Source organism: Campylobacter concisus (genome assembly GCF_003048595.2).
Lineage (GTDB): Bacteria > Campylobacterota > Campylobacteria > Campylobacterales > Campylobacteraceae > Campylobacter_A > Campylobacter_A concisus_L.
This window is the reverse complement of the sequence record NZ_CP049270.1, coordinates 1,602,275-1,618,157: the sequence shown is the minus strand read 5'-3', so window position 1 is coordinate 1,618,157 and position 15,883 is coordinate 1,602,275. Positions and strand designations below refer to the sequence as shown.

At 36.2% G+C, this 15,883-nt stretch carries 19 protein-coding genes and 1 tRNA gene; 14 read left to right on the top strand and 6 right to left on the bottom strand.

The annotated features are described in order from the left end of the window. Nucleotides 1-2 precede the first annotated feature (2 nt). From CVT15_RS08180 to CVT15_RS08155, 6 genes are read left to right on the top strand one after another with little or no spacing between them, the layout of a single operon-like run. Nucleotides 3-347: a hypothetical protein gene (locus CVT15_RS08180; protein WP_107898011.1), complete on the top strand. Its 345-nt coding sequence runs from the start codon at nucleotides 3-5 to the stop codon at nucleotides 345-347. Beyond that, entirely contained in the window at nucleotides 344-580 is a 237-nt protein-coding gene (locus tag CVT15_RS08175) for a hypothetical protein (protein ID WP_107898012.1), read from the top strand. The genes CVT15_RS08180 and CVT15_RS08175 overlap by 4 nt, the downstream gene beginning before the upstream one ends. After that, complete coding sequence (locus tag CVT15_RS08170) at nucleotides 577-1,401, top strand: hypothetical protein (RefSeq protein WP_107898013.1); 825 nt, start codon at nucleotides 577-579, stop codon at nucleotides 1,399-1,401. Before CVT15_RS08175 ends, CVT15_RS08170 begins: the two co-directional genes overlap by 4 nt. A 14-nt stretch (nucleotides 1,402-1,415) precedes the next feature. Continuing rightward, nucleotides 1,416-1,808, top strand: coding sequence for a hypothetical protein (locus tag CVT15_RS08165; RefSeq protein WP_107898014.1), 393 nt, complete (start codon nucleotides 1,416-1,418; stop codon nucleotides 1,806-1,808). Then, entirely contained in the window at nucleotides 1,805-2,290 is a 486-nt protein-coding gene (locus CVT15_RS08160) for a hypothetical protein (RefSeq protein ID WP_107898015.1), read from the top strand. Before CVT15_RS08165 ends, CVT15_RS08160 begins: the two co-directional genes overlap by 4 nt. Next, nucleotides 2,283-3,518 (top strand): site-specific integrase, encoded by a 1,236-nt coding sequence (locus CVT15_RS08155; protein WP_107898016.1) that lies wholly within the window; start codon nucleotides 2,283-2,285, stop codon nucleotides 3,516-3,518. Before CVT15_RS08160 ends, CVT15_RS08155 begins: the two co-directional genes overlap by 8 nt. A gap of 29 nt (nucleotides 3,519-3,547) precedes the next feature. Here the strand turns inward: CVT15_RS08155 and CVT15_RS08150 are convergent. Continuing rightward, nucleotides 3,548-3,645, bottom strand: a tRNA-Sec gene (locus CVT15_RS08150). Between the two features lie 75 nt (nucleotides 3,646-3,720). Here CVT15_RS08150 and CVT15_RS08145 point away from each other — a divergent pair. Continuing rightward, on the top strand, nucleotides 3,721-4,296 hold the full coding sequence (locus CVT15_RS08145; protein WP_180998561.1) for a BON domain-containing protein: 576 nt from the start codon (nucleotides 3,721-3,723) through the stop codon (nucleotides 4,294-4,296). 7 nt (nucleotides 4,297-4,303) lie between these two features. On the opposite strand, the gene CVT15_RS08140 is transcribed toward CVT15_RS08145, so the two are convergent. From CVT15_RS08140 to CVT15_RS08130, 3 genes are read right to left on the bottom strand one after another with little or no spacing between them, the layout of a single operon-like run. After that, the gene (locus CVT15_RS08140; protein WP_103577434.1) at nucleotides 4,304-6,748 is read right to left on the bottom strand and encodes an efflux RND transporter permease subunit; all 2,445 of its coding nucleotides are present in this window, start codon (nucleotides 6,746-6,748) and stop codon (nucleotides 4,304-4,306) included. After that, the gene (locus tag CVT15_RS08135) at nucleotides 6,748-7,350 is read right to left on the bottom strand and encodes an ABC transporter substrate-binding protein (RefSeq protein ID WP_103577435.1); all 603 of its coding nucleotides are present in this window, start codon (nucleotides 7,348-7,350) and stop codon (nucleotides 6,748-6,750) included. The genes CVT15_RS08140 and CVT15_RS08135 overlap by 1 nt, the downstream gene beginning before the upstream one ends. 2 nt (nucleotides 7,351-7,352) lie before the next feature. Further along, a complete protein-coding gene (locus CVT15_RS08130) occupies nucleotides 7,353-8,063 on the bottom strand; it encodes an MlaA family lipoprotein (RefSeq protein WP_107898017.1) in 711 nt (236 codons plus the stop codon). 165 nt (nucleotides 8,064-8,228) lie between these two features. Here CVT15_RS08130 and CVT15_RS08125 point away from each other — a divergent pair, with 165 nt between their 5' ends. Genes CVT15_RS08125 through CVT15_RS08095 form a run of 7 tightly spaced genes read left to right on the top strand, consistent with a single transcriptional unit; the run spans nucleotide 8,229 to nucleotide 13,798 of the window. After that, on the top strand, nucleotides 8,229-9,011 hold the full coding sequence (locus CVT15_RS08125; protein WP_107898018.1) for a TOBE domain-containing protein: 783 nt from the start codon (nucleotides 8,229-8,231) through the stop codon (nucleotides 9,009-9,011). Then, complete coding sequence (gene modA / locus CVT15_RS08120) at nucleotides 9,012-9,767, top strand: molybdate ABC transporter substrate-binding protein (RefSeq protein ID WP_103577507.1); 756 nt, start codon at nucleotides 9,012-9,014, stop codon at nucleotides 9,765-9,767. Continuing rightward, nucleotides 9,764-10,159, top strand: coding sequence for a TOBE domain-containing protein (locus CVT15_RS08115; protein ID WP_103577506.1), 396 nt, complete (start codon nucleotides 9,764-9,766; stop codon nucleotides 10,157-10,159). Before modA ends, CVT15_RS08115 begins: the two co-directional genes overlap by 4 nt. Further along, entirely contained in the window at nucleotides 10,156-11,013 is an 858-nt protein-coding gene (locus CVT15_RS08110; RefSeq protein WP_103577505.1) for a sulfate/molybdate ABC transporter ATP-binding protein, read from the top strand. The genes CVT15_RS08115 and CVT15_RS08110 overlap by 4 nt, the downstream gene beginning before the upstream one ends. After that, on the top strand, nucleotides 11,010-11,687 hold the full coding sequence (gene modB, locus CVT15_RS08105) for a molybdate ABC transporter permease subunit (RefSeq protein ID WP_103577504.1): 678 nt from the start codon (nucleotides 11,010-11,012) through the stop codon (nucleotides 11,685-11,687). The genes CVT15_RS08110 and modB overlap by 4 nt, the downstream gene beginning before the upstream one ends. A gap of 48 nt (nucleotides 11,688-11,735) precedes the next feature. Further along, the gene (locus tag CVT15_RS08100) at nucleotides 11,736-12,233 is read left to right on the top strand and encodes a redoxin family protein (protein WP_103577503.1); all 498 of its coding nucleotides are present in this window, start codon (nucleotides 11,736-11,738) and stop codon (nucleotides 12,231-12,233) included. A gap of 8 nt (nucleotides 12,234-12,241) precedes the next feature. Further along, the gene (locus CVT15_RS08095) at nucleotides 12,242-13,798 is read left to right on the top strand and encodes a class I SAM-dependent methyltransferase (protein WP_103577502.1); all 1,557 of its coding nucleotides are present in this window, start codon (nucleotides 12,242-12,244) and stop codon (nucleotides 13,796-13,798) included. A gap of 4 nt (nucleotides 13,799-13,802) precedes the next feature. On the opposite strand, the gene CVT15_RS08090 is transcribed toward CVT15_RS08095, so the two are convergent. Beyond that, entirely contained in the window at nucleotides 13,803-14,609 is an 807-nt protein-coding gene (locus CVT15_RS08090) for a 3'(2'),5'-bisphosphate nucleotidase CysQ family protein (RefSeq protein WP_103577501.1), read from the bottom strand. After that, nucleotides 14,606-15,883: a citrate synthase gene (locus tag CVT15_RS08085; RefSeq protein WP_084109619.1), complete on the bottom strand. Its 1,278-nt coding sequence runs from the start codon at nucleotides 15,881-15,883 to the stop codon at nucleotides 14,606-14,608. The genes CVT15_RS08090 and CVT15_RS08085 overlap by 4 nt, the downstream gene beginning before the upstream one ends.

The window sequence follows — 15,883 nt, the reverse complement described above, 5'->3', positions numbered from 1 at the left end:
CTATGAAAACTTTTACAAAAAAGAATATAGTTATCCCCTTTTATGGGAGGCTTAAACAAGGCAAGCAAAGACACGAGGGACACGGCAGATTATACCTAGATGTTATAGATGATACCTTTTATATCCAAAAGGTTTTCTTTAAAAAGCTGGATAAACTACAAGGGCATTATTACAAAGACGAAGTAGCCTTTGAAAACTTTTATATAAACATAATAAGCAAAGAGGGAGAAAGGCTTTTTGATGCTTGGTTAAAGGATATAAAGAGCCCTCTAAAAAATATGGGGTTACTAAAATATATTAAGCAAATATACAATGAAAACTTACTAAAGCAGGAGGTAGCACAATGATTGTTAAAGGTTATTTTAAATTATCAAGGGATGGCTCAGTTTTTAAAGGTGCTATTGATATAAATGATAGCGGAGGAGTAAAGGCAATGTGTGGTAAGAGAATAAAGCATTGCCCAGAGACAAACTTTAGGGAGCTTAGGACAGCTTATGCAGCTGGAGAAATATATGTAAGCTCAAGGGATTTTATAATGCTCAATAATAGAGCTATACCTACTGGAGGGGTAAGAATATGAGGGATTTATTAAAACTTTTAGGACATTCTCAAAAAAGCCTATGGAGATATTTAAATGGATTAACTTACGTTGATTATGAAAAGATTGTTATACCTGATGGGGGTATTATATTTACACCAAAAGGACAAAAGCAGTATGCCCTTATATGCACACATATAGACACAATAAATGATGCTAGAAACACTAAAGCCCCAGCTAAAGGGGATTTATATGTAAGGCGAAACTATATAGCTTTATTACCAAACTCTGATTGTGCTTGCTTAGGTGGGGATGACCGCTGCGGATGCTATATAGCTCTTAAGCTAATGGATAGAGGTGTGCCTTATGCCTTTGGCTTCTTTGTTAATGAAGAGATAGGGGGACAAGGGAGTGCTAAATGCGTTAATACTATTAAAGAGCTTAACGTTACTTCTTTTATAGGTCTTGATAGAAAGGGTAGTAATGAGCTGGCATTATATGGCTATGATAATCAAGAATTAATATGCCTTTTTGAAGCTATGGGTTATAATAGCGACTGGGGGAGCTTTACTGATGCAAGCAACCTTGCAAGAGCTCTTGGTATAGCTTGCATAAACTTATCAATAGGATACCAGCACGAGCATACACATAATGAGTTTATAGACTTTTCAGCAACACTTAACACTCTTAAAACTCTTAGCACTGGTAAGATTATAGAGTTTTTAAATAGTAAAGAGTTTATGGCTGATTGTGATACGTTATGCAGCTATTATGATGATGCTATATGCTACGGAGATGATGGTATGTATTATGGTGATGAGATTGGCTTTGATTATAGCAAGCTTTATTATGGGTATAACTGAGAGGAGATAGAGAGATGGTAAAGAAGCCTTTAGACGTTAGACTTTTAGAGTTTTATAATGATGGGGATAGACAGAATAGACTTTATCTTATTCACCATTTATCCTTAGGCAATAAGCTAGAATATAAGGATGAGCCAACCGATACGTGGAAAGAGTTTAAGTTTTCTAAAGATTTACTTACGCCTCCTTTTCTTAGAGTAGAGGGAAATTACATTGGATTTAAATGTGGTAAGGATTTTTTCAATGAAACTGAGAAACAAATGATAAAGCGTGTGCTTTTAGGCTTAGGCAACACACCTGATTTTAATCAAGATATGATAAACCTCTATGACAAATATGCAAGAGAGTATAAGGAAAGAAGTCAAGAGTTGCTAGAGGAATTAATCAAGGAAAGGGCAAGCAAATGAAACTCAAAGTATTAGGGCAAGAGCTAACACAAGATGAGCTTAGGTTTCTTGGGTTTAATGCCTTTGGAGTGCCTAAGATAGCCTTTCTGCTATTCTTGGCTGGGCTTATTATTGCCACAATAGTAGAGGAAATGCAATGGTTTCCAAAGTATAATGCTTGGGGTGTCTTTGGGTTGTTTTGCGTTTGGCTTGTTTGTGGTATATCCGGAGCAGAAATACAGATAGAAAACTATCGTAAAGGGCTAATAAAACAACAAAGAATAAAGACAGAGCCTAAACCATCTAGGCATTACACAAGACGACTTAAAGGGGAAAGCGATGAGGAGTATCTTATAAGGATACTAGAGAAACAAGCAAAGCTTTATGGTGGAGCTGATGCTATCTACAAAAGACTTCAGCACTACTATGATATGTATGAGCTAGATAGAAAGACTAGAACGCCAAAGGGCTTAAGATGCAAAAAGGAGCGTAAGGATGTATAAGAATAAGAGTGGAACTTGGTGCAGTGATTTTCTTATAGATGGTGTTAGGTTTCAAAGGAGATACCCCAACAGCACCAAAGCAGAAGCTCTAAGATTAGAAAAAGAGTGGAAAGAAAGAATACGCAAAGGCAAAGCTGAGGATGAGTTATGGGAAACTGATGTAAGCTCAGCTAGAGGTGGTATGAAACTCTCAGAAGCCTTAGACTTCTTACACGACAGATACTGGCAGTACCTAGATGATACAACACATTATAGAGTGTGTCTAAATAGGATTATAAAAGCCATAGGAGACAAAGAAGTATCTGCACTTACGACAGCTGATTTATACGAGCTAAAAGATAAGATGTTAAACAAAGGAGTTAATGGTAAGATATACTCGCCTCACTCTTTTAACTCATCTCTAGTAGCTCTAGGTACAGCCCTTAGGATACTTGAAGGCCTTGAAGTAGTTAAGTTTAAATCTAAACCGAACTTCAAAGGACTTCAAGCTAGGCAAGTAGTAGGCAAAAGACCTGCTCTAAGAGATGATGAACTACTTAGTGCTAAAGAGTTTTTATATAACAGAGCTAAGAAATCTAAAGCATTATCTAGTGTAGAGCTATATGAGCTCTTTATAGTGTTATCAAATCTTGGGCTAAGACCTGCTGAATACTTTGCTATTGAGTTAGGGGATATTAGTTTTGAGTATGATACTATCACTATCTCTAGGGCAGTTAAGACGCACAAAGGTGTTGGAACTATCATAGGGGCTCCGAAGAACGGACAAAGCAGGACACTGCCTTGTGGAGAGAACGTTATGGAGGTTTTTAGAGCCATAAAACAACGCTTAGAAATAGCTAAGAGCGTAAGTAAAATAGAGGCTCGCAAACTCTTTACTGAAACTAAAGACGACCAAGTGCTTCGTATGGCTTACTACTGGGTATCTCAAGGTGCTTATGATAACTGCAAAGACCTACCCTTAAACAAGTGCCCCATAACTCATCTAAACCACGATACAGCAAATCGTATGTGGTGGGCTGTAAGAAACCATTTAGGATATAAGGGAGAAAACAACACTCACGGACTATACGTATTACGCCATACAGTGGCTTCTAGGTTAGTGAGTTTGAAGGGATTTAATGCTCATAAATTAATGGCTTTTATGGGTCATAAGGATATTAAGAGTAGCTTGCACTACGTTCATCTCAATGTTGATGATATACGCGATGGCGTGGGGGTTGGCGTTTAGTTAAAAGGTGGTAAAAGTTAGGGCAAGAGTGGCGAGAGGATGAGAGAATCGAACTCCCCACCAGACGGTCAACCGCCCAGTCATCGGGTTTGAAGCCCGTGAGCATCACCAGATTACTTTATCCTCCGTGTGCGTTATTCTAGCAGATTTAGATAAATTTTAGCCCATTTTCTATAAACTTTTTGAAATTACAAAAGGATTTCTGATTTCAAAATTTAGCATTTTTGCATTTTTGGCTCTATTTTTTTGCTCTTGTTCTTCGGTTCTTTCCCCAGCAACTGCACCGCTAAATGTATATGATGCGTACTCTATTTCACGCGATAAACGTGGTATTTACTCGATCACAAGAGATAAATTTATACAAAGCAAATTGCAAAGCAAAATTTTATTTTCAAAAGGGCTTAGCAATATTGATATCGAGATTGAGGTCTTTTACGGAGATGCCTATCTGATAGGACTTGTTGATAGTAAAGAGCTTGAAGATAAGCTAGTAGAACTAGCCAAAAGCACAGATGGTGTGCGAAAAATTTATACCTATCTTCGTATCAAGAAGCCAGAATATCCATGCGATAGTCTAAAAATTCTCACAAACTTAAAGCAAAATCTTTTTAAAGATAGTATAGTTGAGGGTACAAATGTGCGAGTTAGCATAGTTGGCTGTGATGTTGTATTTAGCGGCGTAGTTGATAGCATTGAGCAAGAAAAACATGCTATTTGGTATGCTAAGCACATTGACGGCGTGGCCGATGTCTACTCGTTCATCAAAGTTATCAAATAAATTTAGCTTAAATATCGCTCTTTTTTACAAAGCTTGCAATGAGGCTTGGTAAGATGATTAGTGCGCCAAGAAGCATAAAAACCATAACAAGATCGGTTAGTAAGCCAAAATAGATAGTTGGAATAAAATTGCTAGTTATCATCACACTAAAGCCAAGAAAAATAGTGAATGATGTGTAATACATCGCATATCCGATGCTTGCGTGCGCGACTTTAATGCTCTCAAAAACACTTTTTGTAAGCATTTCTTCTTTAAAGCGGTGGATGTAATGGATGATATCATCAACGCCAATACCAATGCTAATGGCTGCGATCGTGATACTCATCACATCAAGCGGAATGCCAAAAAATCCCATCACACCAAAGAGTGTGCAAAGCGGGATTAAATTTGAAACTATCGCAATGGTTGCTAGCTTTATGCTCCTAAAGATAAAGCAAAATATGACAAAAAGTATAGCGACAGTTAGTCCAAAAGTATCAACTTGCGAGCTAAGTAAATTTTGAAGCATATTGTTATAAAGCACCATCATGCCGACAACTTCTATGCTTACATTGTCATTTTTAGTAAGCTGTGCTAGCCCTTCTCTAAGCTCTTTTAGAAATAAATTTCGTCTAAGCTCAGAGTCACTATCGACGATCCTTATACTAAATCTAAGCTCATCATCTTCAACGCTTACATAAGGACTTAATAAGATATTTTTATAATTTTGTGGCAATTTCTCATACATCGCAGCTAATAAAAAATCATCACTCGCGCCGTTATTTAGCTCTTTTATGGCTTTTATAAGGGTTGCTAGTGAGCTTACATGTCCGACAAATTTTTGCTCTTTTAAATAGTCGTGAATTTTCTCAGCAACCCTTGTGTGATAGCTATTAAACCAGTATTTCGCATCCTTAGCGTTGCTTTCAAACTCATTTTCAAACTCATCTTGCTCAGTATTTTTATCTTGTTTTTGCTCTTTAAATTTCACTATCACATCAACTGGTATCGTGCCGCCAAGCTTGGTATCAATGACTTGCATTCCTTGGCGAATTTCTGTACTTTCTTTAAAGTAGCCAATGAAGCTATTTTCAACCTTTATCTTGCTGATACCATAAATGCCAAAACAGACAACTAGAGCGCAAACTACGTAGATGATCTTTCTTGAGTTTAGAGCTAAATTTGCGCAGTATTTTGTAAATTTAAAGCTATTTTCAAAGGTTCTAATAGGAGCTAACTTATTTAAATTTACATTTATCGCGCCAAATAGCAAAAACGCAAGCACAAGCGAAACGCTAATGCCAGTGCTCATCATAATGCCAAGCATGATAACTGGCTTTATGTCAGCACTCATAAGCGAACTAAAGCCAATAACCGTGGTAAATATCGCCCAAAAAGATGGAGAGAATTTATCACGAAGCGTTAGATAAATTAGCTGATTTTGGCTATATTTTGGATGCTTTGCGTAAAATTCTCGGTAGCTAACGACAAGATGAATCACAGTTGAAATGGTAATGATGAGCTGAAGTGCGATGTAGTTTGAGCTAATGACCGTCACTTCCCAGTCAAATATACCAAAAATTCCGGTCGTAAAAATGGCACTTACGGCACATATAAACATCGGCAAAACTATCCATCTAACCTGTCTGAAAAATAGCCACAAACTAAAGCTAAGAAGAGCAAGTACGCTTAAGCCATAGACTAAAAGATCGCTCTTTATAAAGCCTATCATATCATCAGCGATCATATTTGCGCCGCCTAAGAATAGCTCATCATTTGCGTTAAATTTAGCTATGGTTGCTTTTATGGCCTCAAGGTTTTCGTGATCACTTTTTCTAAGCTCATCTCGGTAGGCTTTAAACTCAGCCACAAGCGCTTGAAATTTAAGCTTCTCCGCCTGCGTGATAGTGCCGTTTGACTCTTTTTGGCTAAGTAAATTTCGCTCATTTAAAAGCTCGTTAAATTTCTCATCTTGCTTTAAATTTAGCGCGATCGCTGTGGTTTTTAGATCTTTGCTTATCAAATTTCCACTATAAATGGGACTTTTTGCAAACTCAAGCTTTGCTTTTGAAATATTTATGTCTTTATCTTGCAGCGTTGGAGTATGATCTAAGATACCAGTAATCCCGCCTTTTACACTATTTAAAAGCGGAATATTTATTATAGAGATGACGCTATTTACCATATCGTTTTTAGCTAGTTCATCGCCTAAATTTTTGATAAGTTCTAAATTTTTAGATGAAAAAAGATCATCTTTTGGAGTAAAAGCAACCACTAAAAATCCGGGTGAGTCGTAGCGTTTGGCTATTTCCCTATAAGCTTTTAAGTCAGGATCATGCTCAAGCAGTAGCGTTTCAGCTGATGCATCAACGCTAAGCTTGGTGCTAAGATAGCCAAAAACTACGCTTAAAGCCAAAATCAGAGCAATAATAAGCTTGTTTTTAGCAATGATAAATTTAAAAATTTGTCGCATTAAGGGTTGGTTTTATTTTGATCAGGCAAAACAGCTTCGTTTAGCTTTTGTAAAAGAGTATTGAAATCAGCGTTATTTAGCACATCACCAAACTGACTTCTGTATGTTTGAATGATGCTTACACCAACGATATCAAGATCGTAAATGAGCCAGCCACGCTCTTTAGCGTCATAAAATTTATAGACAAATTCGTAGCTCTTGCCATCATTTGTCAGCTCAGATGTTAGCCAGTATCTATTTTTTTGAGGTTCGCTCTCGCCAGTTATATGTATCTCTTGATCTTTGTATCCTAAAAGTTTATCTATGTATGAGCTTTTTAGTTTTTGCTCAAATGCTGCGTCAAATTTAACTTGCTCATCGCTACTTAAGCTGTTGTAACGTTTGCCAAGGCTAATCTTTGCCATTTGTTTATAGTCAAAAAATGGATCAAGAAGAGCAAAAATTTCTTTTGTCTTTGCATTATTGTCTAAATTTGTATCTTTTAAAATTTCAATAACCTTTGTTGTTTTCATCTCTACTTCAGGCTTGATCTGCTCTTTTGAAATAGCAAAAAGGCTAGTTGTAAAAAGTAAAATCATAGTTAGAATTTTTAAAATTTTCATATTTACTCCTTGATAAGCTTATCGCGTCTTTGCTCGTAAGCATCGCGTAAAAATGGATAAAGGTCAATAGCATCTTTTCTTAGTTTTTCATAAGCAGTTGGATCTTGTGAAAAGCTATTAAACGCTCTATATGACTTGATACCAGTTGATAAAAGTATAGGATCAATGTAGCTAATAGGATCAGCAAAATAATCTCCGACCATGCCACCAGTATCTCTTAAATTTGATGGTCCAATAAGTGGCCAAACGATATGAAAACCGCTGCCAAGCCCCCAATATCCAAGCGTTTGTCCAAAATCTTCATCGTGAGGCTTGAGATTGTAGTATTTTGCTCCGTCTGTTAGTCCGCCAAAGCCAATTATTGTATTTGCTAAAAATCTTAATGTCTCTTCACCAGCATTTTGAAATTTAAACTGAAGTAAGTTATTTACAAAGCGAACTGGGAAAAGCAGATTGTCAAAGAAATTCGAAACCATTGTTCTAGCTGTTTTTGGCACAACATAGGCATAGCCTTTTGCCACCGGAGTTAGCATATTTACATAGATAAAGTCATTTGCATGTGTCATCATTCTATTGTAGCCACTAAGCGGGTCAAAAACATCTTTTCTTGCTTCAAATTCAACATCAAATTCGTCGCTTTCACTATTCGTATTTATGTCCGTATTAGCACAGGCTAAAAGCAAACTAAAAAAGATAGAAAGCAAAAATTTCATACTAAGCCTTATTTTTATTTATAAAATGTAGCTCGATTTTATCTTTTAAAAACTTTACAAGAAATTAAGAGAAATTTATAAATTGGCTTAAATCTTTAAGCTTAAGGATTAATATAATTAGATATACTTCACAAATTATTCTCTAATATAGTAAAGGTAAAAATTTTGAAAGCAGATATAAATTTAGAACTATTCTTAGGCGAAGATACACAAGTTTTAGCTAAACATATTACATTATTAAAGGCCATAAAAGAGACAAAAAGTATCACAAAAGCAGCAGAATTGGTTGGCATATCATACAAAAATGCTTGGGACTGCCTTGATACGATAAATAACAAAAGCAGCAAGCCGCTTATTATTAGAGCTGATGGAAATAAAAAAAATAGTGGCTCTGAACTAAGCGAATATGCCAATAAACTGATAAAAATTTATGATGCCATTCTTGAGACTCAAAAGGATTTTTTGCAAAAAATTTGTCAAAAAGTAGATTTTGAGGATGTAGATATTATAAATCTTCAAAGAATGAATATGAACTTAAGTGCTAGAAATCAGCTCTCATGTGAGATTATTAGTATAAACCGCGGTGCGGTAAATTCTCAAATAGTTGCAAAACTAAGTAATGGCTACACGCTTGAGTCAAACATCACGGTTGAAAGTGAGAAAAATTTAGGCCTAAAAGTTGGACAAAAAGTTATTTATATTTTTAAAGCTCCAGCTGTCATTTTGGCTAAAGATCTAGATATAAAAATAAGCACAAAAAATCAATTAAAAGGCGAGGTGATCGAAGCAAAGATAGGTGCTGTAAATGCTGAAATCACTTTAAAACTAAGTGATGAACAGACTTTAACTGCCATCATTACAAAAGATAGTGCTATCCAGATGAAAATAGGTGTTGGCGATACACTTTTAGCAATAGTAAAATCATCTCAAATCATTATAGGAGTATAAATGAGAAAAGTTTTTAAATTTTTATGTGTGGCGGCTTTGCTTGCCATAAACGCATTTGGTGTTGAAGTAAATGTATATGCTGCAGCAAACACAACATACGCATTTCCAGAGCTTATAAAAGAGTTTAATAAGCTTCACCCAGATGCTAAGATCAACCTAACTCTTGGCGCAAGCGGCGGTCTTGTTACTCAGATCCAAAACTCAGCTCCAGCTGATATATTCATGGCTGCTGATATGGGCTTTGCTCAAAAAGCTTATGACACAGGATTTGCAGTAGCTGCTCCAAAAGTTTATGCACAAGGCGCTGTTGCTATTTTTTCTATTAGAAATGTTGATTTCAAAAAAGGTATCGAAGTTGTTCGTGGCTTAAAAGCGATCTCTATCGCAAATCCACAAACTGCACCATACGGCAAAGCTAGTATAGAGGCTCTTAAAAACGCAAAGCTTTATGACGAAGTAGAAAAAAATATCGTCTATGCTCAAAAAATTTCTGAAACTCTATCTCAAGCATTAAGTGCTTCTGATGTAGGTTTTATCGCAGCTAGCGCACTTTTTGATGAGAAAATGTCAAAATACAAAGAGGGCGTTAATTACATCTTTGTTCCACAAGAGCTATATACTCCGATAGATCAAGGCATAGTTCTTCTAAAACATGCTGAAAAAAATGATGATGCAAAAGCATTTTATGAGTTTATCTTAGGTGATAAATCAAGAGAAATTTTTAAGAAATTTGGTTACAACGTTCCAGCTAAATGATAAGAGCAAAGATCGTTGGAATTTTAACTAAAGATGACGTTAGCCTATTTGAGTTAAAGGGTCTAAATTTAGAGGCGAATTTATTTATGCTAGTCTTGAATGAGGCTAGCAAATTTGCCTTAGATGATGAGATTGACTTAGGTTTTAAAAGCTCCGATGTTGTCTTGTCAAAAGACAAGCTAAGTAATAGCTCGCTTGAAAACGAGCTAAAGTGTGTGATTGAAGCTATAAATTTTGGTGAAATTTTAAGTGTTGTTAGCTTAAAGTGTGGCGAAATTTACTTCGAAGCTATTATCTCAAATAACGCATTAAAAACCATGAATGTAGGTAAAAACGATGAAGTATTTGCCTATATAAAATCTACAAGCATTCACATAAGTACACAAAAATGATAGAAATTTCTTGTAAAAAAGAGCTAAATGGCGGTGGCGGAAAATTTTTACTTGAGGCCGACCTTAGCTTTGAAAGTGGTGATTTTGTTGCACTTTATGGAGCAAGCGGTGGCGGAAAGACCACTATTTTACGCTTGATCGCTGGTTTTGAAGCACCACAAAGTGGCTTTATAAAGGTTGGAGATAAAATTTTCTTTGATGAAAAGACAAATTTGGCTCCACAAAAGCGAAATATCGGCTTTTTATTTCAAGACTACGCACTTTTTGAAAATATGAATGTCTTTAAAAATTTACTCTTTGCAAAAAATGATCTAGCTCTAGCAAATAAACTTCTTGATATCTGTGGCCTAACAAGCCTAAAAAATGCAAAGATCAGCACTCTTTCTGGCGGTCAAAAGCAACGTGTTGCTTTGGCTCGTGCGGTTATGAGAAAGCCTGAAATTTTACTACTTGATGAGCCGTTAAGTGCGCTTGATAACGCCATGCGTGAGAAACTTCAAGACTATTTACTAGCACTTCATGATGAGTTTAAGATGAGCATTATTTTAGTAAGCCATGATATCGCTGAAATTTATAAGCTTTGCAATAAAGTCTTTGTCCTTGAAAATGGAAAAATTTCAAGATCAGGTAGCGCAAGTGAGATATTTTTAAAGAGTGCAGGATCACAGAAATTTGCCTTTAACGCTAAAATTTTAGAGATAAAAAAACGTGATGCGATCTTCGTAACAAATGTATTAATAAACCGCCAAATTTGTGAAGTGGTGCTAAGTAGCAGCGAAGCAATGAATCTAAAAGTAGGCGATATGGTAGTAGTTAGCACAAAAGCATTTAGTGTAAATTTGGAAAAAGCATGATAGACGAGTTAAAAAATATCGATTACGAGCCGTTTTGGCTCTCGTTAAAACTATCTTTTATAACTACTTTTATCTTGTTTTTTGCCTGCATTGCACTTGCTTATTTTATGTCTCAGAAAAAATTTTTCGGCAAATCATTTTTAGAGTCGATAATCTCACTGCCTTTGGTTTTGCCGCCAAGTGTTCTTGGCTTTTACCTGCTCATTTTTCTTTCACCTTATTCCACCTTTGGTAAATTTATCGAAGAAATTTTTGGTGTTAGGTTGGTTTTTAATTTCACGGGTCTTGTTGTGGCAAGTTGCATCTATTCATTGCCATTTATGTTTGGTCCGATTTATGCTGGACTAAATAGCCTAAAAAAGAGCCTTTTTGAAGCGAGTTATAGTCTTGGTAAAAACAAACTCACAACTATTTTTAGGGTGATTTTGCCAAGCATCAGATCAAATTTATTAACAGCTACTGTCGTTAGCTTTGCTCACACCATGGGTGAGTTTGGCGTTGTTTTAATGATAGGCGGTAGCGTAGCTGGAGAGAGCAAGGTCGCTAGCATTGCGATATTTGAAGCGGTTGAAATGCTTGATTACACCAAGGCTCATATCTATGCACTCTTAATGTTAATAATTAGCTTTTTTGTCCTTTTTGTAGTTTATCTTTTAAATTCTAAAAAAGCTTAAGACAAAGCTTATAAAGATATAATAGTAAAAAATTTTAAAGGATGAAGTATGATAAAAGTGCCTACAAGTATATATTTAAATACATTAGATGGTAAGGAATTTGATTTTTCCGCCTTTGCAAGGACACACGACTGCGTTATTTTCATCTATCCAAAGATAGGCGAGGACTTTAGCCTTTTAAGCGAGCAACTACAAAATACTGCGGGCATGAAGGGCTGCACTAAACAAGCAATAAACTACAAGAAATTTTTAAAAGATTTTAACGATCTTGGTTTCATGGTAGTGGCCATTAGCTCACAAGATATAGCAGCTCAAAAGAAATTTCAAGAAGAGACTTCAACTGGAGTCATGTTTTTAAATGATAGTGAGTTTATGCTTGAGAGGGCGCTTGAGCTTCCAGTTTTTTCTGCATCAAATGGACATAAATTTTACTTTAGACAAACGCTCATCATAAAAGATGGTAAGGTAAGACGTGCATATATAGTGGATGATCCAGAAAATGATGCTAAAAATATGTTAGAAAAACTCAAAGAAAAAGACTACTAGGAGCTAAAATGAGTCAAAATAGCAAAATTGAAAAGTCTTATGATGAGCTAACTTATAAATCAATAGCTTTTGCCCAATCGTCGCCATATAGGCTTGAAGCTTGTGCTACACTTCTTGGTATAACTCCACCGCCATGCGAAAATGCAAGAGTTTTAGAGATAGGATGTAGCTTTGGCGGAAATTTGATCCCATTTGCAGCAAATAACAAAAATGCAAAAGTAGTTGGCATAGATCTTAGCGGTGAGCAGATAAGGCGTGGACAAGAGATCGTTAAAGAGATAGGGCTTACAAATTTAGAGCTTATCCATGGCGATATTTGCGAATTTAACAGTGATGATAAATTTGACTATATCATTGCTCATGGCGTTTTTAGCTGGGTACCTGACTTTGTAAAAGAAGCTATATTAAAAGTCGTAAGAGAGAATTTAAGTACAAATGGCGTGGCATTTATCTCTTATAATGTTTATCCTGGCTGGAAAGTAAAAGACATCGTAAGAGATATAATGCTACTTGCCGCAAAAGATAAAGAGAGCATGCAAGATAGGTTAAAAGCAGCCAAAGAAGCACTTTTAGTCTATAAAGAATATTTGCTAACAAGAGATGAAGAAATTTATGAGGGAAAAATACCTCTTAAGATGCTTCTTTTTGTAACAGAACATGTGCTCTCAAAAGATGACTTTTACATAGCTCATGAGTTTTTAGAATACACAAATGATCCATTTTATTTTAAAGATTTTAATGCCATGCTTGCTAAAAATGAGCTTACTTATCTTTGTGAGTATACGCTTGATGATATTTTTACCCCAGATGTTGGCACGGCCGTAGTAGATGAATACAAAAATAACAAGTTTAAAGACAGGATCGATCTAGAGCAATTCATGGATATGATTAGCAACAAAGTCTTTAGACAAAGTCTAATAGTCCATAGCAAAACTTATGAGAGTATAGCAAATAAACAAATAGGTCCAAGCGATATTAATAAAATTCACGTTGTGGCAGATTTTATAAAGAAAGATAACCAGTGGCAAGATAGTTATGGCGCTATGCCACAAGATATATCATGGCTTTGCGAGGTCTTTTATAAGATGTATCCAGCTAGTATAAACCTTTCTCAGATTTTAGAAATTTTGCCAGAAGATAAGCTCATGGTTTATAGCGCCTTTGTAAGAATTTTAACAAATTCGTCTGATGCAATGATCTTAAAAGATGAGCAAAAAAATATCGAGTATAGGCCTGGGCATTCAAGACTTAGCCAAAAATTAATAAATTATGTAAGATATTTTTTAAATCATAAAAATAATGCCGATGTTGTTTTTGCTAATAAATTTAGTATCTCAAGAAAGCTTAACAATATCGATTATTACATACTTTTATTGCTTGACGGCAAAAATAGCTTAGAAGATGTCGCAGCAAAAACCTTAAAATTTATCAAAGAGAACAACGAAGATATATTTGACATAAATGGCAAAGTGCTTAAAAAAGACAAGGTCGCAGCAAATATAATGAGCTACGTGATAGGCACAGCAAAAATAGCTAGTCTGCTTTATCTGCTAGAAGAAATTTAAGTTTTTAAATTTTATTTTGCTTATATAGTTGTATGATTTTATCTTTTAGATTTAGTGTGTTTTTTGAGAGAGCTATGAAAAATGGACTTTTTAAATCAGCAAGCTCGTAGCTCATCTCTTTGCTACTATTAGCGTCAAATACTTTTCCGCCACAAAAATTTACGAGCGCTTCTCCTGCTGCATTGTCCCAAAGGTAGCTTGGGGCAAATCTCAAATAAGCTCCGCCAAATTCAACCAAACGGCAAAATTTTATGGCTGAGCCGATGCACCTTTGCTCAAAATTTAAGCTCTGTCCTATAAGTTCTATCTCTTTGGCATCGCCTCTTCTGCTTGAAAAGATTAGATTGTCTAAATTTTTATCTTTTTTGTTTAGATCAACTCTCTTTATGATTTCATCATTGTCATCTAAAATTTCTTTAAAAGCGCCATTTTCATCAGCATAAAAAAGCTCTTTACTAACTGGGATAAATATCACGCCAAGCACCGGTCTAGTTTTTTTTATAAGCGCTATGCAAACGCAAAATTCGCCGTTTCTAGCTAGAAATTCTTTCGTGCCATCAAGTGGATCTACGAGCCAAAACTCATCTTTGTCGTTTTCTTTCAGGATGCTCTCTTCAGAGCAAATTTTTATCCCACTTTTGCTTAGAATTTTTATTATCGCTTCATTTGCAGCTAGATCGGCGCTAGTTAGTGGCGAGCTGTCATCTTTTAGGCAGACTTTAAGAGCCGTATTATCTGCAGAGTAAAATTTCATTATTTGCGCTCCAGCATTAACGGCTGCTTTTTTAGCTAAATTTAGAAGCTCACTCATTTTGGTGTTCTGTTTGTCTCTCCAACATAAAGCTGTCTTGGGCGGACGATCTTTATTGTATCTTGCTCTTTTAGCTCGATCCACTGGCTGATCCAGCCTGGAGTCCTGCCGATGACAAAGATGACGGCAAACATATTATTTGGTATGCCAAGCGCCTTTAGGATGAGTCCTGAGTGAAAATCAACGTTTGGATATAAATTTCTACTCACAAAATAGTCATCATTTAGCGCGATCTCCTCAATGCGGTTTGCGATCTTGATAAGCTCTGAGTTAATGCCTATCTCATCCATAAGCTGATCTCTCATCTTCTTAAGCACTTTTGCGCGAGGGTCAAAGTTTTTATAGACTCTGTGACCAAAGCCCATTAGCCTAAATGGATCGTTTTTATCCTTCGCTCTAGCGATGTATCTATCGACGTTTGCGACTGAGCCGATCTCTTCAAGCTGACGGATAACGCCCTCGTTTGCGCCGCCATGAGCCCAGCCCCAAAGTGCTCCGATACCTGCACTTATACATGCGTATGGGTGAGCATGCGTTGAGCCAACGGTTCTAACAGTCGTCGTTGAAGCGTTTTGCTCGTGATCTGCGTGCAGCATAAAGACCGTATCAAGTGCTTTTATCTCGATAGGCTTAAGATCGACATGCTCATATGGATAGCCTCTCATCATGTAGAGGAAATTTTCAGTAAAGCCACGATCTAAATTTGGATAGATGATAGGAAGTCCGCGTGAGTAGCGGTAGCTAAAGGCCGCGATCGTTGGAATTTTAGCGATTATACGCATAGCCATCTCGTGATACTCTTCAGGTTTATCCATATTTAAGTGATCTGAGTAAAAGGCACTTAGGGCTGAGACCGCTGCTTGCAAGATCGCCATAGGGTGAGCTTTGTCTGGAAATGCATCAAATAGCTTCATCATGCCTTCATGTATAAAGCTTCTTTTTTTAAGCTCGGTTTTAAAATTTATATACTGATCATTTGTTGGAAGCTCTTTGTTTAAGAGTAAATATGCCACGTCTAAAAATGTCTTATTTTCAGCCAAATACGCGATATCATAACCTCTATACATTAGCTCGCCTTTTAAGCCGTCTATGTAAGTTATCGCCGAGCGACACATCGCAGTTGAAGTATAACCTCTGTCAAAAGTAAACATTCCAGTATCACTAAAAAATGTCGAGATGTCTATCACATCAGGTCCCATAGTGCCTTTTAGTATAGGAAACTCGTAACTCTTGCCAGTTCTGTTATCAGTTAGCGTAGCTGTATTTGATGACAT